This window comes from Alteripontixanthobacter maritimus, assembly GCF_003340475.1.
In the GTDB taxonomy this organism is placed as follows: Bacteria; Pseudomonadota; Alphaproteobacteria; order Sphingomonadales; family Sphingomonadaceae; genus Alteripontixanthobacter; species Alteripontixanthobacter maritimus.
In genome coordinates this window covers 64482-83369 of the sequence record NZ_QBKA01000002.1, presented here as the reverse complement: position 1 = coordinate 83369, position 18888 = coordinate 64482, and the positions used below count along the sequence as shown (strand labels likewise).

The 18888-nt window shown below is 57.3% G+C and carries 17 protein-coding genes; 5 read left to right on the top strand and 12 right to left on the bottom strand.

The genetic code is table 11. From position 1 onward, the window contains the following. Positions 1-5: 5 nt before the first annotated feature. Together HME9302_RS00575 and pcm are read right to left on the bottom strand one after the other, a co-directional pair. On the bottom strand, positions 6-1301 hold the full coding sequence (locus HME9302_RS00575; RefSeq protein WP_115365388.1) for an MFS transporter: 1296 nt from the start codon (positions 1299-1301) through the stop codon (positions 6-8). 191 nt (positions 1302-1492) lie between these two features. Continuing rightward, entirely contained in the window at positions 1493-2170 is a 678-nt protein-coding gene (gene pcm / locus HME9302_RS00570) for a protein-L-isoaspartate O-methyltransferase (protein ID WP_230079807.1), read from the bottom strand. Between the two features lie 244 nt (positions 2171-2414). Here pcm and HME9302_RS00565 point away from each other — a divergent pair, with 244 nt between their 5' ends. After that, complete coding sequence (locus HME9302_RS00565; protein ID WP_115365387.1) at positions 2415-3998, top strand: catalase; 1584 nt, start codon at positions 2415-2417, stop codon at positions 3996-3998. A 181-nt stretch (positions 3999-4179) separates the two neighbouring features. Here the strand turns inward: HME9302_RS00565 and HME9302_RS00560 are convergent, their stop codons facing one another. From HME9302_RS00560 to HME9302_RS00515, 9 genes are all read right to left on the bottom strand, one after another. Then, a complete protein-coding gene (locus HME9302_RS00560; protein ID WP_115367361.1) occupies positions 4180-4644 on the bottom strand; it encodes an ATP-grasp domain-containing protein in 465 nt (154 codons plus the stop codon). Positions 4645-4701: 57 nt separating this feature from the next. Further along, positions 4702-5442, bottom strand: a complete 741-nt coding sequence (locus tag HME9302_RS00550) for a tyrosine/phenylalanine carboxypeptidase domain-containing protein (RefSeq protein ID WP_115365386.1) — start codon at positions 5440-5442, stop codon at positions 4702-4704. Then, the gene (locus HME9302_RS13375; protein ID WP_230079806.1) at positions 5439-5729 is read right to left on the bottom strand and encodes a hypothetical protein; all 291 of its coding nucleotides are present in this window, start codon (positions 5727-5729) and stop codon (positions 5439-5441) included. Before HME9302_RS13375 ends, HME9302_RS00550 begins: the two co-directional genes overlap by 4 nt. Further along, a complete protein-coding gene (locus HME9302_RS13370) occupies positions 5698-6153 on the bottom strand; it encodes an N-formylglutamate amidohydrolase (RefSeq protein WP_268243486.1) in 456 nt (151 codons plus the stop codon). Before HME9302_RS13370 ends, HME9302_RS13375 begins: the two co-directional genes overlap by 32 nt. 189 nt (positions 6154-6342) lie before the next feature. Next, positions 6343-7134, bottom strand: a complete 792-nt coding sequence (locus tag HME9302_RS00540) for an alpha/beta fold hydrolase (protein ID WP_115365385.1) — start codon at positions 7132-7134, stop codon at positions 6343-6345. Positions 7135-7722: 588 nt separating this feature from the next. Further along, on the bottom strand, positions 7723-8697 hold the full coding sequence (locus tag HME9302_RS00530) for a lipase family protein (RefSeq protein WP_181815632.1): 975 nt from the start codon (positions 8695-8697) through the stop codon (positions 7723-7725). Between the two features lie 14 nt (positions 8698-8711). After that, positions 8712-9944: an endonuclease/exonuclease/phosphatase family protein gene (locus tag HME9302_RS00525; RefSeq protein WP_115365382.1), complete on the bottom strand. Its 1233-nt coding sequence runs from the start codon at positions 9942-9944 to the stop codon at positions 8712-8714. A 45-nt stretch (positions 9945-9989) separates the two neighbouring features. Next, entirely contained in the window at positions 9990-10448 is a 459-nt protein-coding gene (locus HME9302_RS00520) for a hypothetical protein (protein ID WP_115365381.1), read from the bottom strand. A gap of 102 nt (positions 10449-10550) precedes the next feature. Continuing rightward, positions 10551-12317, bottom strand: a complete 1767-nt coding sequence (locus HME9302_RS00515) for a bifunctional helix-turn-helix transcriptional regulator/alpha/beta hydrolase (protein ID WP_115365380.1) — start codon at positions 12315-12317, stop codon at positions 10551-10553. Positions 12318-12672: 355 nt separating this feature from the next. Here HME9302_RS00515 and HME9302_RS00510 point away from each other — a divergent pair, with 355 nt between their 5' ends. The 3 genes from HME9302_RS00510 to HME9302_RS00500 all read left to right on the top strand — a co-directional run bounded on the left by HME9302_RS00510 (position 12673) and on the right by HME9302_RS00500 (position 16709). Then, on the top strand, positions 12673-13839 hold the full coding sequence (locus HME9302_RS00510) for an HlyD family secretion protein (protein WP_115367360.1): 1167 nt from the start codon (positions 12673-12675) through the stop codon (positions 13837-13839). Beyond that, on the top strand, positions 13840-15996 hold the full coding sequence (locus HME9302_RS00505; RefSeq protein WP_115365379.1) for a peptidase domain-containing ABC transporter: 2157 nt from the start codon (positions 13840-13842) through the stop codon (positions 15994-15996). A 296-nt stretch (positions 15997-16292) separates the two neighbouring features. Further along, a complete protein-coding gene (locus tag HME9302_RS00500; RefSeq protein WP_147270733.1) occupies positions 16293-16709 on the top strand; it encodes a hypothetical protein in 417 nt (138 codons plus the stop codon). Between the two features lie 561 nt (positions 16710-17270). Here the strand turns inward: HME9302_RS00500 and HME9302_RS00490 are convergent. Beyond that, a complete protein-coding gene (locus HME9302_RS00490; protein WP_115365376.1) occupies positions 17271-18188 on the bottom strand; it encodes a LysR family transcriptional regulator in 918 nt (305 codons plus the stop codon). Positions 18189-18411: 223 nt separating this feature from the next. Here HME9302_RS00490 and HME9302_RS13080 point away from each other — a divergent pair, with 223 nt between their 5' ends. Further along, on the top strand, positions 18412-18624 hold the full coding sequence (locus HME9302_RS13080; protein ID WP_147270732.1) for a hypothetical protein: 213 nt from the start codon (positions 18412-18414) through the stop codon (positions 18622-18624). Positions 18625-18888: the final 264 nt, after the last annotated feature.

Here is an 18888-nt window from a genome sequence, read left to right as displayed (position 1 = left end):
GTGCTTTAGCGGCTGAAGGACGTGTCCTCGCGCTGTGCGGGGCTTGCTTCGTCCTCCGGGGACCGTGGATCGAATTCGAACGCCGTGGGCGTGCTGGGCCGGGCATAGACGTAATCTTCCTGCTGGCCGGCAGGAACCGCGCGGCGTGCAGTCATCCGGTAGACCCCGAACAGAAACAGCGCGCCGTGCACCGCCGTGGTATAGCCCCACAGGGCGGCGGGGCCGAAGCTCTGCATCGCTAGCGGCGCAACCAGCGGTCCGGCGATGGAACCCAGCCCGTATACCAGCAGCAAGCCCCCGCTGGTGGCCACGAAATCGTTGGGGGTATCGGCGTCATCCGCATCATCATTGGCATGATCGTTGGCGTGGGCTGCGCTCAATCCGAACAGGACCATCGCGAACACTCCATATCCGGCTGCTCCCGCCAGCATGGCGATCCGCGAAACACCGCCGAACAGGGTCAGGGCAAGGCCGCACAACGTCGCACCCAGGGCCATCAGCACCAGAATACGCCGCCTGTCCGAGATATCCGACAAATAGCCGATCGGCCATTGCGCGGCACCGCCGGCCAGAATGGCAACGCTCATGAACAACGCCACGGTGGGCGTGCCATATCCCATTCGTTCCACATATACCGGCGCGATGGCATAGAACGCCCCGTTGCTCATCCCGACCGCGACGCAGCCCGCCACGGCGAGCGGAGACAATTGCCACAGCTTCTTCGGATCGAGCTTTACCTGCGCCGGCAGCGCGGGGCTTTCGATCCGCGTCAGCGCCATCGGCACGATCGACAAGGCTATCAGGATCGCGACCATCGAAAACAGCACGAATCCACCCGGATCGGCCAGCAGCAGGAGATATTGCCCCACGGTCATCGCGGCCAGATCGACCGCGCGATAGATCGCCAGTACCTGCCCGCGATTGGCGTTGGTGGACCGTTCGTTGATCCAGCTTTCCACGATCATATAAAGGCCTGCGAAGCAGTATCCGACCACACAGCGCAGGGCGATCCACAACCAGCTGTAGGGTTCAATCGCGAAGATCAGGCTGCAGGCCGCCGTGATCGCCGCCAGCGCGGTGAAAACCCGAATATGCCCGACGCGGGCCACCAGTGTCGGGGTCTTGAGACAGCCCACCACGAAGCCCGCATAATAGCTGGCCATCACGACCCCGATGGCAGCCAGCGAGAAGCCTTCGATATTGGCCCGCACCGAAATTAGCGTTCCGTGCAACCCTCCGCCGGCCAGCAGAATGGCGGCCGAGACGAGGAGCGAACCGATCGAGAGAAAAAGGCGCTGCATTTTCGCCCGTTAGGCGCAAGCTATCGGCCGCGCCAGCCCGTATTCGCATCCAGTGTAACTCAAGGGTTCGTGGCGCCGAGGCAATTGCTCATAGGGTCCATCAATGGACCAAGGCCCCACTCCACCTAACGGTTCCGACTATCGTACTAGGCAGGGATGCGAACCGGGCGCGCATGGCAACTTGCCATCATTCAGATTGTCTCCAGCGCAGTGAAGCGCGCCGGAATGACCCGCCGAATAGTAATGTCGTTATCCGCCTGTTTGTCGATCACGCTGATCTGCTGCGCGTCCGGGTTACCCAGCGGCATGACCATGCGTGCGCCGGGCTTCAGCTGTGCCAGCAATTGGGCAGGCGGTTCATGGGACGCTGCAGTAACCAGGATCCTGTCGAATGGCGCTGCTTCCGCCCATCCGGCAACCCCGTCACCCACCCGTAGGGTGACGTTGGCATACTGCAATTCCAGCATCATGGTTTCGGCATATTCGATGAATTCCTCGACCACGTCCAAGCTCCAGACATGGTCCGCCAATTGCGCCATTACGCCCGCCTGATAGCCAAGCCCGGTCCCGATTTCGAGCACCGCATCGTCTGGCCCAATGTCCAGCAGATCGATCATCAGGGCGGCGATGAACGGTTGCGGCAGCGTCTTGTCGAAACCGATCGGTAGCGGCGTATCCTGATATGCGGCGCCCATCAGCTGGAGCGGCACGAAGCGATGGCGCGGTACCTCGAGCAGGGCCGAACGTAACCTTGCGTCCATATGCGTCGTACCGATCTCGTCGCTCTGCAGATCGAAATGAATGTCGATCATCTCGACCATGTGGCGGCGAAAAACCGCAAGATGTTTCTCAGTAAGTGGTTTCATCATCGTACTTCAGGATCGCTTGACATCTTCATTCAAGAACTTCGTCCCATCGCGAGGCTAAATCCAGTGGGCAGGCCTTCGCCCTCCCCCTTCACCCTCCAAAGCGCCAGCCTCGCCGTCATATCACGGCGGGCCGGATCCCAGAGGATCGGGCCAAGTACCATACGAAGATTTTCAAGGAACGCTTCGTGTCTCCCTTCCGTTCATCAGGGTAATACAAATTTCCTACCTTCCAGAAAGCCTCGCCATGACCAGCAAACCGAATGTGCCGCCGACTACGACTGATGCAGGTATTCGCGCGCCGAGCGATGAGCATTCGCTGACACTGGGCCGCGATGGCCCGATTGTTCTCAACGATCACTATTTGCTCGAGCAGATGGCGAACTTCAATCGCGAGCGGATTCCCGAACGCCAACCCCATGCCAAGGGTTCGGGCGCATTCGGTTATTTCGAATGCACTGCGGATGTTTCCAAATACACGCTGGCGTCGTGTTTCCAGCAGGGCGTAAAGACCGAAACTGCGATGCGGTTTTCAACCGTGGCCGGTGAGCGTGGAAGCCCCGACACCTGGCGCGATCCGCGCGGTTTCTCGGTAAAGTTCTATACCGAAGACGGCAATTTCGACATGGTCGGCAACAATACGCCAATCTTTTTCATCCGCGATCCGCTCAAGTTCCAGCACTTCATCCGCAGCCAGAAACGGCGCGCGGATAACGGGCTTCGCGATCATGACATGATGTGGGATTTCTGGACCCTGTCCCCTGAAAGCGGGCACCAGGTCACCTATTTGATGGGCGATCGCGGCGTGCCGAAAAACTGGCGCGAAATGAACGGGTATTCCAGCCACACATACATGTTGATCAATGCAGAGGGCGAGAAGTTCTGGGTCAAGTTCCACTTCATGACCGACGTCGGCAACGAAAGCGGCAACGCCCATCTGACGCAGGACGAGGCAGTCAAGAAGGCGGGCGAGGACAGCGACTATCACCGCCGCGATCTGTTCAATGCTATCGACGAAGGCAATTTTCCCAGCTGGACGCTCAAATGGCAGGTCATGCCTTACGAAGACGCGAAGACCTATCGCATCAATCCCTTCGACCTGACGAAGGTCTGGCCACATGGCGACTATCCGCTGATCGAGGTCGGGAAGCTGGTGCTGAATGCGAACCCGGTCGATTGGGACACGCAAATCGAACAGCTTGCATTCGAACCCAACAACATGATCCCCGGCATCGGACTGTCGCCTGACAAGATGTTGTTGGCGCGCGGATTTGCCTATTCCGACGCGCATCGCGCGCGACTTGGGGTCAATTACAAACAGATCCCGGTCAATGTTGCGAAGAATGCCGAGGTCAATTCCTACTCGCGCGCCGGGGCGATGCGGACGGTCAATGCCGTGGACCCCGTCTATGCGCCCAATTCCTATGGCGGGCCCGCCGCCCAGCCGGTGACCGGTATCGAAGCCACTTTTCATGCCGACGGCGACATGGTCCGTCAGGCCTATACGCTGCGCGAAGACGACGATGATGTCAGTCAGCCGCGGGCATTAATCAACGACGTCATGGACGACGAGCAGCGGGAACGCTTTGTGTCGAACGTGGCCGGGCATCTCAGCGATGGTGTGAGCGAAAACGTGCTCTTGCGCGCATTCGAGTACTGGAAGGCAATCGACGCTAAGATCGGCGAGCGGATCGAAAAGATGGTCCGCGACAAGATCGGCGGCAAGTCGACCGCGCCCGGTATGGGTTCGGCCAAATCGACAACGGACCAGGCCACGCTAGGTCAAGCTGACTTGGCCAAAAGCGACCGTCAGCCCGAGCCTGCCGAGTAACGATCCCGATAGCTGGGCGCACTTATGGCTTTGTTCGGTCGTACACCTCGACCGGGATTTCACGAACCGGGATTTGCAATTGTTGCAAAACCAAAACGCCCGCCACTAGGACCAAAAACCAGCGGCAGTTTCCATTGAATTTGAAAACTGCCGCTGAGTATCCTGCTGGTGATTGCATAAATTACATAGTGGCGAGGACCTGGTTCGAGAAGGGCACAAGGTTTTCCTTCTGGGCCTGCACCTTGCGTTCGACCGATTCGATGATCGGCACGGCAAAGTTTACACCGGCCATCTCGTTGCAGGTCTTTAAGTTCCCGGGTGAGAATACGTTCACTTCAAGGATCTTGTCGCCCACAATATCGACACCGACCAGGAACATGCCGTCAGCAACCAGACGGGGGCGGATCAATTCTGCAACCTTGAGTTCCGTTTCGGTAATTTCGACCGCTTCAGCCTTTCCGCCTGCGTGAATGTTGCTGCGGAATGCGGCGATTCGGGCATGGGTGTTTTCGGTATCGAGGAATTCCGGGCGCAGGCGCGGTTCCTTGAGCGAACCGCGAGCGGCCAGGATATTCAGCACGGCCTTGAATCCGCGAAGGTAGATCGCATCCTTGGCCAGCCCGCCGGACCGGAAAATCCGCGCCATCGATCATGGTATCGACGCCGAGTAGGCGCGCCGCCAGCAGGCAGAGCCGGGTGTTGGTCAAACCGCCGACAGCCCATTCGGCACACACAGCCGGACTTTTCTGGATACCTTCATGTCCGGCGAGCTGTTCTTGAAGATCTCCATGTCGTGATTGTCGCCATTCACGTAAGTGAGCAAATGACCGCCGACCTCGTGATGGAGCAATGGCTCGATCCGGTTGCGCGGGGCCCGTGTGGATGACCCAGCATAAAGGTGGTTTTTCGAAACCATCATCCCGGACGACAGATCGTCGCGAATTTCCCCGCGTGCATCGAAGCTATCGTCCTGCTTGTCGTACCGTCCGGCCATCCTCCTGGCGGCATCGGCAATCTCGTGGCAGTCGGCTTTCGATCGGTCGCCCTTCGCCCTGCGTTTGGGGCTTGCAAGGATGGCTTCGGCAGCCTGCTTGAGCTCGCTGTCGACAGTTTCGTACAGCATCAGCGCGGCGTAGCGGAAACGCGGTGGGTTGCGGCTGTCCAGCATAGTAAGCTGATGATCCAGTTCGCGCCGCTTTTCGGAAAACAGCGTTTCCAGCACCGGGTGCTCGATCGCCTTGAAGTCGATCTTGTACAATCCGCGCTTGGCCTGATCGGGATCGACGCTGAGCGGGTGGTAGCGGTTGATAATCAGAAGCGGGAGCGGGCGATCGACATGGACCCAGCCGCCAGTGTCAAGTTCCTGACGGAGCGCGCCGTTTTCGCAGAAATTATAGTCCGTGGTTGCTGGTTCGCTCGCCATGCCGGTTTGGGTGGCGCTCACGACAGGGCCCGTTCAGCGGCGGCGGCAGCGCATTTGATCAGACCGCGCATCGGCGCCAGATCGTCCTGATTGGGCTCTCCGGTCCATTCGTCCATATAGAATTTCTTGAATTCGATCGCGTTCGCGCAGCCTATTTCGGGATAGTTTTCATGCACAAACCGAGTCAGCGCCTCCTTGCCCTGAAACGCCCTATTCTCACGCACATTAAGCTTGCGGCCGTCGAAGTCGAAATTGCACATCGCTTCCATCACCGGGTCAACCACCGACGCCCAGAATTTGCGCGGCATCGAGAATGTACCGATGTGGGTTTCCGGAGCGTCTTTCGGATCGGTCAGCGCCCCCTTGCCCGTCGCGCCGGTGGTTGTAGCTGTGAACGTCGAGCACGACGAAACGGGGATGCATTTGCGAGACGTCGCTCAACACACTACCCATCGTGCGGTAAAACGCGCGGTGGATGTTAAGCGATTTCTCGACCAGTTCGTCGTCCGGTTCCTGATGCCACACCTTCAAGCCCCAACTCTGTTGAAGTGTGCGGTAAACGGCATCATCTTCGCCCCGGTTCAGGTCGAATTCGAAGCGGGATCGATTGCCGATCACATGGGTAGGAATGCCTGCAACAGCTGTCCGGTAAATGGGTCTTCCTCGCGCAGGCGGCCCTCTTCGGACAATGCCCCATCTTCTCAAGCACCTCGCGACGCACGCCGTGTCCATCATGGATGGCCGTGGCGATGACCGGACCTGCGCCGCGTTGGGTGCGCCACCTTGCGTAAGGTCGGTAGTGGGTGTGCGCAGTTTGCTCGAACCGACCACCGGAATCTTATGGTAGGACCGGATGGCTTCGACCGATACGAGTTGAATTGGTGATGGAGTTGCCAATCTGTCGAGCGGACGTCCGCAAGGTCAAGTTGCTCTCGGGTGACCCGTCGCATCGAGAATTATGCGGACGGTTTCCTCTGGCCGATCCCACATCGGGAAGTGGCCGCTATCCTCGAACCAGTGCATCGTTGCGTCGGGGAACGCCGCCATCGCGCGGGCCGCCTGTTGCGGCAGGCATAGCCGGTCCTTGCGTCCCCAACCGATTACGAGCGGTGCGGATGTGTTTGCGGGCCCCTGCTGGTTTTCCCCGTTCGCAAGGTCTTTCACAAGTGCATTGAAGGTAGGTGTATCGGCAAACGATTTCAGTTCGCGCGAAAGCAATGCAGGATCGAGGGCCCAAGGCTTGGCGGAAAACTGGGCCATCAGCGCGCTCCGGCCCGCGACATTTCCGGTTATAGCTGGCAAGGCCGGTCGCAGCGCCCGAACCAGGGCAATCGATGCCGTTATAGTGCTCCTGAAGAACGTCCGTTCCCATCCCTGCCAGAAACCGCCCGGGTCCAACGCAACAACTGCGCCGGCGTGTCCGCGTCGCGCCATTTCGAGTACGAGGCGGGCCCCCAGGGAACTGCCTACCATATCGATACCTGTCAGATCCTTGGCCACGAGCCAGTCATCCAGACTGCGTGCAAGCCCGTCGAACGTGCCGCTGTCGGCTTCGGCGGGGGTTTGTCCGTGGCCGGGAAGGTCCAGAGCGATTACCTCCCTGTCTTGCGCAAGCGTGGGCGAGATTGTGTCCCAGGAACGATTGCTGCCTCCCAATCCGTGAACGAGCAGGAGGGGTTTGCCGCGGCCAGAGCGCGTTAGATACATGGTCATGCCAGAGTAACGGCTGACGAGAGCTTACGGTCCGAACCTGCTACCGTATCTGGCCGGCAACCTAAAATCGGCGCAGCCTTGCCGAACGAGGACGAGAGCTGGAATCAGCTCCTAAAACTCGCAGCCGCCCTACAGATACAAGGTGCGTCTCCGGTCGAAGGATGCGGGTACCTCGCCGCGCGTGAACGTGAAGTACCTTTCGTCGTCCGCAATGCGAATAGCCACTTGGATATAAACTCCGCGAACGGGAAAATCGCCGGTCGGGGCGGGCGAGCTGCCTGCAAATATCCGGTACTGCGAAAGGCGGGTCCGCCGGGCATTTTCGGATCGGGTCCCATCTTCGCTCAACAGGGCGATCGTGGGTCTGCTTCCCGGTGCTCCTGTAGGAAAGCTTCCGAAATAGTGATTATGGATTGCCACGGTGCACCCTGCCGCCTGACGTCTGCGCCGTCTCGCGCGGATCGTGACCAGGCACCCGTATCGCTTGAAATACTCGCCATAATCGTGTGCCAACGGTTTGATGACGACGCGCAGGCCGCCGATGGTTTCCCTTTGCCTACGTTGTAAAAGCGGCATGATCGGTTCCTTTCATCGAAAATGAATGGCTGTTTCGGCCAGTGTCGGCCGTCGGCGATAAACGGGCGTGAAAGCGGAAAGGCTGCTCGCGGGCGGAGCATCGCCATCCGTCAAACGGGCAAGTCCATCCAGGCTTTCGCGCAAGCTTGCATCGGCAGATTCCTGCAACGCCATGCGCCGACCAGCCGGCATCAGACGACAGATATTGCGGACATACCCACTGGTTTCGCCGGTCCCGAATCCGACGATCGGGTGATGAGCCAAAGCTGCAACGGCATGTGCCGGCGGAAACAGGACCCGCGTATCACCGAAATGGACCGTCGAGGAGCCGAGATCGATATAGTTCTGGGGACCGGTATGCGCCCAGCCCGCATCGGGTCGTATGCCAGGAACGAAGAAGGGCAGCCGCGGAACGAAATCCCGGTCGTTCACCCAGCGCGAGGTTACCCGCCCCAGACCCAGCGAGCGATACGGGGTGACCCATCGGAGCGGGCCGCCGACACGCGGAGCGCCGAAAGTGGTAATGTTGGCAATATTGCGGCCCGTCAGCGCAAGGGAATATGCGGCGAGCTGCGCAACGGCGCCGCCAAGACTATGACCAGTCAACCAGATGTTCGGGCTTCCCGTAAAGAGCGCCCGCCGCCGCAAAAACGCACCTTTGAATATCCCAGCCGAATCTGCGAACCCGCGATGAACCCTCACACCATCGAAACGCCGTTTGCCCGCGCGCGCATTGTGGAACCAGTCGACCGCCTCCTGCGATCCGCGAAAGACGATGATCCTGTCGTCGCCCCGTTCGAGGAAATAGGCATCGAGACCGCTGATCGCGCTGATGCCGAGATTGACGCTGCCCCTTTCCACGAAGCCCATACGGGCGAACCTACGCTGGCGCGACGCGTTGTCCGTATCGTAGGCGATGGCACACAGCAGGGCGAGAACGAGACCTTTTTCCCATTCACCAGCGTCGAGCGTGAGGGTATCTGCCAAAACCATCGATCAACTCACGGTCGCGGACTGATCAGGATGTCGGTGGAAATCCCGAGGTGATCGGATAGCCACGCGATATCGAGGTAATCCGGCGCACGCGGATTGCGAGCCGTGCGCGGGCGACGCGGGCGCGTAAAATCCATGCTGAAGCTCATTGCGTCGGTCGTTTGCGAAACAAAGATGTAGTCGATCGCCGTGCTTTGCGGATCCGTGCCTAGCGACGCTGCGTCATAAGCATCGTCACACAATCCGGGGTTCGAAGGGTCGGGCCGGCAAATGATTTCGCCGATCTGCCGCAGATGGACATCCGATGTGTGTCCCGGCGATCCATTGCGCCATACCCACAAATCGCGCAGGCCCAGGGCGCGCATTATGTCTCTCAGGAACTGATATTCGCTTTTGCGCGCAGTGCGTTCTCCAAACGATCCATCCTCTTGCACATCGTGCCGCATGGCATCGCGAAGGTAAGCGGGATATTCCCGGAACTCTTCATACAGGCGATCGACGTCGACTTGCGCGTCGGTGTGCCGGTCGATGTTGAAATCGCCTGCGAGCACAATACCGTTCAAACCCCTTCGACCGGGTCGGCCAAGATCGCCGCGCACTTGATCCCGGGTCCGGGCAATGAACCTTGCAAGTTCCATGACCTGACGGAACCGATCCGATCCGCCTGCCTGAAAATGCGTATTGTAAAGGTTGAGAGAACTCGGGACGGCAGATGCGGCACCGGGCACTGTCAGTACCGTCAACAAGCAGCCCTTCCCAGCCAACCGGTCCTGCCCGCTATCCGCAATATATTCGTGGAAGTGGCTTGCGACTATTTCGAAGTCGCGGGAGATCGTCACCAGCCCCGCCGAGGCGAGCATTGTTCTCAAATTCGTGCCACGCCCACCGCTTTTGTGGCGAATGTGCGCACTATTCGGCCAGCGGCCAAGCAGGTCGTGTCGCTCTTCGCGGTGCCAGACTTCGTTCAGGCAGACGAGGTCGTAATTTTCAGCGGTGTAGGTACCGGTCTCGCCGTCCCGAACGTCGACGGCCGGCTTCTCCCCGTCACCCCACAAGACGTCCATCAAATAGGTGTTCAGGATCAGGAAACGCTGCTGCGAACGGCCGGGATGAGAATGGCGTCGTTCCACCTCTCCAAGCGAGGTCAGCGGGCGCTCGCCGGTATGTTGGCGCAGCAGGCTGGATAGCCGCGATGCAGGCACAACCGGGTCGATCCGGCGTGCTATTCGGGCAAAGGACATTGCGCTTTCCCTTCGATTGGATTGATCTGCTTTCGGGCGTCCGGCCTATATGCGCGGACGCGGAATACGCGGTCTGGGAAGGTCGATATCGATGTCCGTATCGATATCGGGTATGTCGATCTCGCTGTTCAGAATACTGACCGGCATACCGAGATGGCGCTCGATACCGTTGATCGCCGCCATGATTGAGCGCCGTTCTTCGAGCAGCATCCTGATGATCGTTGCGAGTTCGAGGTCCTGCACTCTCGTATCGCCATCCAGGTGAATGGTACCGCCCTTCAGCCGGATGGCAGCATCGTCCCGCGCATTGATCGTTACACTGTTGAAGTCGTTTGCAAAGTTTACGATCAGCTCATCGTTCGAACCATGGACAAGCGCTCTACGATGGCGCGCCGAGTTTTCCGGGTCGCGCCGAGTTCGCTCATCCAGTTTGATATCCGGGCCTTCGACACGAAGGTGACCTTCCACCGCGACTACGCCGTCTTCCAATCTGACATCGGACATGTGCTCGCTCCTGTTAGCCTGAGTCGGACAAGTTTCGACCCGGATGTAAGCTGACGAGAAGCGACCGGTCATGACCCGTTTGGGTAACGCACCGCACAGGCATCAATCAGAGCAGGATCGGTGCGTCATCGCAGCTGCAAGCCTATCGAGCACGAATTCGGGCTGCGCATAGAGACCGAGCTGTCCCGCGCCCTCGATCCTGGCAACCTGTATGTTGGGGTGCATTTTCGCGAACCGTGCAACGTCGCCAAACGGAAGCCAGTCATGCGCTTCCCCGTGCAGCATAAGGGCCGGGCAATCCGGCCCGATCTTTTGCAGCCACGGCGTCCAGTCCTGCATCCAGAGGACGAGATCGTCGACCGCCCGCGTTGCATCGGAAAGCGTGTATTCCAGATTATGTTCGACGCATTGCCGGATGGCAGGATCTTCGAGCAGAGAAAGATCGGTTGCCGATTCCGCATGTGCCAATTGCATAATCTCCGCCCGTCCCTGAGCGTCTGAGAAGAAGAGGTCGGCAGCGATCGCATAGGGTGGATAAAGCATTTCCGGCGCGTCGCGGGCTGCGGAGAAAGTCCGGTAGGCGGTCGGCGGCATCTGCCTGATACTTCGTTCGTCCCTGATCGGAGCGCCGGTGTCTATCATGGCAATTCCACCCACACGCGCCGGGGCCTGCGCGGCAGCCATCAGGGCATAGATCCCTCCCATATTGTGCCCGACGACCCAATATTCCGAAAACTCCAGCTGCTCCATGATTTTGGATGCATCGCTTGCATGGGCATATGGATCGAACACTTCTTGCTGCGAAGAGCCCAATGCGCCCGGCTTGAACGGCGCCACGATCTGAAGGCCGCTTCGTTTGGCGGCTGCGACGAAGCTGTGCGGCATGATCGGCAGGCTGTTGGGCTGAAACAGCAACACCGGCACGCCTTTCAGGTCGCCATATCGAATATACTCGACCTGCCTTCCACCGCCGACATCGCTTTGATCGAAGAGATAGCCATCGTTTGGGGCGAAGGCCGCCGATGCGCCTGCTGGCAGTTGTCGCGTGCGATGGCCGCACAAATTCAGGATGCCCGTAACCAGCCTCATCAGATCGCTTTGTGAATGGATGTCGGACTTGGCCATGATAGCCTTGATCTGGCGCCTAACGGTTTCCGGCGAACGCCCTCGCTCTTCGGCTATATCCGCAGTGTTCATGCCGCCGCAGAGTGATTTGAGTATTTCGACCTCCGCCTGCGTCAGCCCGAAAGCTTCGACTAGCAGGTCCGAACCGAATTCATTCCACTCGGTAACGCACGACCGCAGGATTAAGGCAGGCGCTAGTGGATCGGACATACGGCCCGACCTCTGCACGCTTTGGTGGTTTGCACGTTCACAGAAGAATGGGACGGGATGTCCGTCGCCATCATAGATTATGACGATGAATGGCGAAAAGGCGGACTGCTTTGCGCCGGTAACGTCACGTATCGCTTCTCGCAGGCGTCCTGTAGCGGTAGCTTCGAGAGATAGGCATGAAAGCGGTTCACCAGCCATTATGCCAAATTTGGTCGCGGTACGGGGATCACACTCGCAGATGCTTTCATCCACCGCGATCCCGAGCGTAGTTTCGGCGCCTACCCACGATCCAGACGCATTTTCGGCGCGTTTTTGCTGTCGCTTCAATTCGAATAATTCGTGGGCCGGAAATACGTCGTCCGCCAATGCCTGCGCCAACACGACCTCGCGCAAATTCCTTCCGCCATGCTTCACATGACGTTTCAGAATGAAATCGTCCCACGCCCGTAGATAGTCCGAAAGCCGATGGGGGTGAATGGCGGCGGTGTATAGCGCCGCTACCAGTCGATCCCTTGTTCTGCCGTCATCGGTCATGCAACCGGCTTAGCATATTGCGACGCGCCAAGCAGAATCACCCAATGGCAGTCACGAGAGATGTAAGCCTTGAGGTGCTATGGAAAAGAGCCATCCTGTGGCCCGTCAACTCCGATTTATTGTGCTATATCGCTGTTTGTTATTCGAACCTCTCTTGCACTTCCAGCATTGCTGGAGCCGATAGGCATCTCGCCAGGCCTGACGAAACAAGACAATCGCGTGAGCATCAGTCTAGAAGACCTTCGCACACGATGATTATTGCAGATTTTTTTGTTTCGTGCTTTTTCGGGGCATGGACTTGTTTCGTAAGGAAGCGCTCGAACATCGCTCGGACAAACTTCATGGCGATGTGCAAATGGCATTGCCTGTTTCCTGGCAGGCGATTGGCGGCCTTTTCTTTCTCATCGTCGCCGCTGCGATCTTCTTTCTGTCGATTGCAAGCTATTCACGGATAGAGACTGTGACAGGTATCATCGTTCCAGAGGGGGGCGTTGCGCAGATTGTGCCGACCCGCCCCGGCGTCATCGAGAGCTTGTCGGTCTCCCAGGGACAGCAGATTGCAAGCGGCGAGCGTCTTGCGTTGATCCGCACTGGCGAGGACCTTGCTGGTGGCGGCAACACTTCGGCGCAGATTTTGGCATCGTTGTCGACGCAGGAGAACGATCTGCGTTTGCGGCAGAAAAGCATTCGCGCGGCAGAAGCTGCCGAACGTCAGCAACTCAGTAATCGTATCGCCGGGCTCGAAGCCGAAATTGCCAGTCTGAACGGGCAGATCGGCGTACAGCAAGGTCTTGTCGAAACGGCGCGCCGGGAACTTGAGCGGGCGCGGCCCATTGTGGAGCGCGGTTTCATCAGCCGGCAGGATTTGCTTCAGCGCGAGGAAACTTTCCTGCTCCGCCAGCAGCAACTTGGCCAGATGCAGCAAACATTGGCAACACGCCGAGCCGCGATTTCCGAAGCGCAAGCAGCTATGCGGCAAACGAGTGCCGCGAATGATGCACAGATTGCCGCCTTGTCCGGCGAGCGATCCGATATTCTGCAGCGGCGAACATCGGCCGAAGCCTCGGATGCTTACAGTCTGGCAGCCCCGATCGCAGGCGCGGTCACCGCACTTACCGCACGATCAGGTCAGGCGGTCACTCCCCAGTCACCCATCATGCTGATTGTGCCAAGCGGGTCGGAATTGCGCGCCGAACTGTATGTACCTTCTGCTGCAATCGGCTTTCTGGAAGTTGGTCAAGAGGTCAGCCTGGCACCCGACGCCTTTCCTTACCAACGTTTCGGGACCGTTCCGGGCCGAATACTCGATATCACCAACGCGCCCGTAGTTCAGTCGGACAATTCCGGTGTCAGAGTACCGGTCTATATCGTAACGGTGGCGATGGAGCAGGACAGCATCGAGGCCTATGGCAACGAAGAAGAACTGATCGCCGGCATGACCCTGACCGCGCGCATAACCACGGAAGAGCAGAGCCTTATCCGCTGGCTCTTCGAACCGCTTTTTGCCGTCGGGAAGCGGTAGATGAGCAGTCCACTCCAGCTCGGCTTTTTCTCGCAAGGCCGAGTCAAGCTGATACGCCAGACCGAAGTTGCGGAATGCGGAATCGCCAGCTTGGCAATGATCGCCAACTATCACGGCTTTCGCATCGATCTCGGCTCGATGCGCCGGCGTTTCGCCGTTTCCATGCGCGGGGCTCCGCTTAAAGCCCTGATGGCGATTGGAGACCGCATCGGGTTGTCTCCACGCGCCGTCAAGCTACCGCTGGAAGAACTTGGCAATCTGCATCTTCCGGCCGTGCTGCACTGGGATCTCAACCACTACGTCGTTCTGGAAAAGGTAGAGCGTGGGCGGGCGCTCATCCACAATCCTGCCAGCAACACCAAATGGCTGCCGCTGCAGGAGGTATCCAGACATTTCAGCGGGGTAGCTCTCGAACTGCGTCCTACTGCCGATTTCGACCGGCAGGATAATCGCGAACGATTGCGCCTTTCACAGCTCTGGGGCAGCATGACCGGGCTGAAACGTGCTCTCGTGCAGACGCTTTTGTTGAGCATAGTGCTGCAGGCGTTTGTGCTCGCATCCCCCTATTACATGCAACTGGCGATCGACCGCGTTCTGCCTTCGCAGGACCGCGATCTTCTGATTGTGCTGGCGCTCGGCTTCGGCCTGTTCATGCTGATCAATGTCGCAGCGAACCTGCTGCGATCATTCGTTCTGCTGTGGGCAGGCACGTCGCTTGGATATGGCCTTGCCAGCAATATTGCCCGGCGCCTGTTTCGTCTTCCGATCGACTGGTTCGAGAAGCGCCATGTTGGTGATATCCTTTCCCGCTTCCAGTCGATCAGCCCGATCCAGGACCTGCTTCTGACTGGAGCGATTGCAGCGCTGATCGATGGCATCATGGCGATTCTCACATTGACCGTCATGTTTTTCTACAGCGCTACTCTGGCGCTGATCGCCTTGGCGGCCTTCACCATATACTTGCTGGTTCGAATCATCTCCTTTGCTTTCGAGCGCGATGCGATCGAGGAAACCATAACCACCGGTGCAGCGGAACAGACAACGCTCATCGAAACGCTGCGCGGAATGACGGCACTTCGGCTGTTCAACCGTGAAACACTCCGGCATGCGGTCTGGCAGGGAAAGCTTACCGACAACGTCAACGCCGATGTACGACAGGCGCGTATCGGTATCTGGCAGCAAACCGCCAACGGCCTTCTGTTTGGCATCGAAAATATCGTGACCGTCTTTCTCGCCATCGGCTTCGTGCTTGAAGGCGGATTCAGCGTCGGCATGGTATTCGCCTACATGGCCTACAAGACACAATTTACCCAGAAATCAGCCGGGCTGGTCGATCAATTCATCGCGTTCCGTATGATAGGCCTGCACCTCGAGAGGCTCTCCGATATCGCGCTTTCCAACGAAGACGTGAGCTTCGGATTGAGCGCCGAGGCGCATACAGAACTGCGCGGAAAGATTGAATTGAAGGATATCCGCTTTCGATACGCACCCAATGATCCGATGGTGCTGGACGGTGTAAACCTGACCGTGGAGCCGGGAGAGCATGTGGCAATCACCGGCCCGTCCGGCGGAGGTAAGTCCACGCTGGTCAAGATCCTGCTTGGCCTTGTCGAGCCCGACAGCGGGGAAATGCTGGTCGATGGTCAGACACTGGATAGATTTGGGTACAAAAGCTTTCACGAGCAGGTGGGAGCGGTGCTGCAGGACGATACGTTGTTTGCAGGCTCGATCGCCGACAATATCGCGCTGTTCGATGAGGCGCCCGATATGGACCGCATCGCCGAAGCTGCTCGGGCGGCCGCCATCGAACAAGAGATTCTGGCAATGCCGATGCAATACGAAAGCCTGGTAGGCGACATGGGGTCCGCGCTGTCCGGCGGCCAAAAACAACGTGTGCTGTTGGCGCGCGCCCTTTATCGCCGTCCGAAACTATTGATTATGGACGAGGGCACTGCCCACCTGGATGCCGCGACAGAGGCTGTTGTCAACGAAACCGTGAACAGTCTAGGGATGACGCGCATCGTAATTGCACACCGGGCGGAGACGATCGCTGCAGCAGACCGCGTGCTGATTGCTGCAGGGGGGCGGATCTTTACACCTGAAGAGGTGGAGCGAATGCAGGCGGAAGCGATGGGCGAAACTTCACCGAGGGGTTGAGCAGAAACAACAATCGATCAGAATAACAAACATTCATTTGCAATCAGGAACGCTTGGCGTTTTTCTGGGTCATATTAAGTGCGGGCCGGGCTCCTCTAGCAATTTGTCTTTTGTAAATCGTGATGTCGGACCGCATCGGGAAATGTCTAGCGCGCTTTGATCCAAATGCGCACAGTTCTTCCTGGATTTCGACAATCCTGCGAATGTTGCAGGGTGAACCGGAGAAGGCACATGAGTGACGTTCAAGTTTTGTCGAATAAAGAAAAGACCCAGTCAGTGCAGGACTGGGGCCGGCTTTGCCTGTGCTCGGTGGATTGGCGGTAAGATATGTTGAAGCTCGCATCATGGGGGCATTCCGCGAAGCGAACCGCTCAGCGCGCAGTTGGTGGCACCGCGGTAAGTGGGACGACTTCAACTTCGTCGCAGTCAAGCTAGAGATCGACCAGTCGATGTCCCGAGAGATAAATACAGAACCGAAGAGGGATGACTGGCCAGCTTCGGTTTTCGGGCGGATGCTCGGTAAGAGTGCCGCAGTTGTACTCTGTCTGCTCGGCGCATTTTATGCATACAGTGCCTATGTCGATCCGGCCGACCCCAATATATTAGTGATGCTAGTACCTATTCTCTCATTGCCTCTTTTATTTCATGCATTGTTTCCATCGATTGTTGAGTGGTCTGACACCGTTTTGAAAGGTAGTAACAAGCGTGATTAATGGTGACCGCTCGCGACTTCCATGGTCAAACGTGGGTGTTCAAGCATGCGAACCATGAGTTCATCTTGCAGAATGCCTACTCCTGGCCCTTCCAAGACCAAGAACGGTTCATAATCGACGGAATAGTGCATCGCGAGTATACAGGTTTTTCACTTATCGCAGAGCGTTTGAGGTCCCGCTATTCTCGGGCGAGAATGGTCCTGTTTCTCGCGCCATGTTGTGGATGAAGCTTTGGCCTGTGGGCTGCCAGTCTTTCATCGATAGCGAAGAACTCCATTGCTCGGAAAATTTCATACCCCGATGGTCGGGAATGGATGGTGGCTGGCCGGAAGCCCACAATTGGATTTCAACAACCCAATATCAGCATGAGAGCTAATCCATTGCATGCCGATGCAGTATGAACGCCTGTAGACGACGTGGGTTTGGCACTCTCCAGTGGAAAGAAGCAGTGCATCCTGCTGGCACGCGCCCTACCGGCACCCGAAACTGCTCAACATGGATGAAGGCACGGCACATATGAACGCTACAACGGAGACGGCGTGCAGTTGTGAGATATCAGTTCTAATATCCAAAGCCCGCCTGCAATTCCTTAAGAGCAGTCTGACGGATAATTTTGGCAATTGTCTTGATATTCCTTTCTGCAGGACAGCCTTTACGCCAAACTCCGTAAAATTTTCGCGATAAACTCCAGTCTGTCAGTTTAAGTATACGTACCTGCGACTGATCGTTGTTTTCCGATAGCAAATAGAGCTCCGGCAACAAAGCGAAACAAGTGCCTGTGGCCGCCATCTTTCGAAGATTATCCAAGTTGGTTCCTTGATATTCCGCAATCAGGGTCGCCCCGAATTCTTCACACACAGCCTTAGTCACTAGAGCTAGTGGGTGGCGAAGATCGAGAGAGTAGATCTGGGCGCCTTTCATATCCCTTGTCGCAGCGCCGTCCACCGCAAAGATCGCGTGATCTCTTGAACCGATAATATGAAGCGGTTCCTCGAACAGAGGGACCAACTCGATTCCGTCTTGCTTTGAGGGTAACGTAGCGATGACAAAGTCCAGTTCGTGACGCGTCAATGCATCCAGACTTCGATCGGGTAAAGCCTCTGTTATGGAAAGCTCAACATTCGGGATCTCTTCGACAAGAGCCTTGCGCGTTGCGGGTAGCAGATAAGGTCCAAGAGTGGGTGTTATTCCCAGGCGATAATGGCCGCTGATATCTTTGGATTCGTTTCGCGCAACATCGTGAATGTCTGACAAATTTTGGAGCAAGGTTCTCGCTTTTTCGACCACCTTTTCTCCAATCGGAGTAATCACAACCGATCGACCGGACCTAATGAATAGGGTCGCGCCCAAGCGAAACTCCAACTGCTGCAATTGCTGGCTCAGTCCAGGCTGAGACACGTTGGAGTTCTCTGCAGCTTTGCCGAAATGCAACGTATCGGCAACCGCAACCAGATACTCGAATTGACGGATTGTAGGCATATTCTGAAACCGTTACCTTCCCCACGCCCATTGTTTACGATTCAATATTATAAATCCTTATTTTAGCTTTTATTCACCACCGCCATTCTCTTGCGCCTCTAATCCATAAGTGCAGCTTATCAAGAATCACACTCATTTTTATTAGACCTATCGACCAGTAGCCTGCACAACGATGTCGCAACACAAGGTTGATTGCACTACTTGTTTTTTAAAGGAGTTTACGATGAACCATACTTTGAACCCAACACACACACCTGTAAATTACGGGATTCAAACCCTGTCGACCCGTGATATCGAACACGTTGCCGGTGGTCCAATTTTTATACCGGTCGCGGTCGTAAAGATAGCCAAATTTGCAGGTTACGCAACCGCTGCAGCAGGCGCCGGTGCGGCACTTACAGTGGCCGCTGACAGGGTCGTACGCGCCGTTTCTTAACTCGTCCAATTCTATGCTGAAAGGTATTTGTAATGATTAAAGAACTAAAGTCCAATGAACTGGAAGTCGTTGCAGGAGGTCCTATCTGGTTTGGATTTCTTGTAGTGCCCGCAGTGAAGCTTAGCACTGCTGCCAAGACGGCAGCGGTAGGGCTCGGAGGCGCGGCCGGTGTTGCTGGCGCTACGACAGCCTTAAACCGGGACTAATTCGCATGTCTTTCGATCTACTTAGCAAAGCAGAAACCAGATCGTCTCATTTCTGTTT

Excerpts from the sequence above, each read along its gene's own strand:
- HME9302_RS00505 (WP_115365379.1), top strand. The coding sequence starts at position 13,840 with ATGAGCAGTCCACTCCAGCTCGGCTTTTTCTCGCAAGGCCGAGTCAAG.
- pcm (WP_230079807.1), bottom strand. The coding sequence starts at position 2,170 with ATGATGAAACCACTTACTGAGAAACATCTTGCGGTTTTTCGCCGCCAC.
- HME9302_RS00520 (WP_115365381.1), bottom strand. The coding sequence starts at position 10,448 with ATGTCCGATGTCAGATTGGAAGACGGCGTAGTCGCGGTGGAAGGTCAC.
- HME9302_RS13080 (WP_147270732.1), top strand. The coding sequence starts at position 18,412 with ATGAACCATACTTTGAACCCAACACACACACCTGTAAATTACGGGATT.
- HME9302_RS00525 (WP_115365382.1), bottom strand. The coding sequence starts at position 9,944 with ATGTCCTTTGCCCGAATAGCACGCCGGATCGACCCGGTTGTGCCTGCA.
- HME9302_RS00510 (WP_115367360.1), top strand. The coding sequence starts at position 12,673 with ATGGCATTGCCTGTTTCCTGGCAGGCGATTGGCGGCCTTTTCTTTCTC.
- HME9302_RS00515 (WP_115365380.1), bottom strand. The coding sequence starts at position 12,317 with ATGACCGATGACGGCAGAACAAGGGATCGACTGGTAGCGGCGCTATAC.
- HME9302_RS00575 (WP_115365388.1), bottom strand. The coding sequence starts at position 1,301 with ATGCAGCGCCTTTTTCTCTCGATCGGTTCGCTCCTCGTCTCGGCCGCC.
- HME9302_RS00565 (WP_115365387.1), top strand. The coding sequence starts at position 2,415 with ATGACCAGCAAACCGAATGTGCCGCCGACTACGACTGATGCAGGTATT.
- HME9302_RS00490 (WP_115365376.1), bottom strand. The coding sequence starts at position 18,188 with ATGCCTACAATCCGTCAATTCGAGTATCTGGTTGCGGTTGCCGATACG.
- HME9302_RS13370 (WP_268243486.1), bottom strand. The coding sequence starts at position 6,153 with ATGGACACGGCGTGCGTCGCGAGGTGCTTGAGAAGATGGGGCATTGTC.
- HME9302_RS00560 (WP_115367361.1), bottom strand. The coding sequence starts at position 4,644 with ATGGCGCGGATTTTCCGGTCCGGCGGGCTGGCCAAGGATGCGATCTAC.
- HME9302_RS13375 (WP_230079806.1), bottom strand. The coding sequence starts at position 5,729 with ATGCCGCGCAAATTCTGGGCGTCGGTGGTTGACCCGGTGATGGAAGCG.
- HME9302_RS00540 (WP_115365385.1), bottom strand. The coding sequence starts at position 7,134 with ATGACCATGTATCTAACGCGCTCTGGCCGCGGCAAACCCCTCCTGCTC.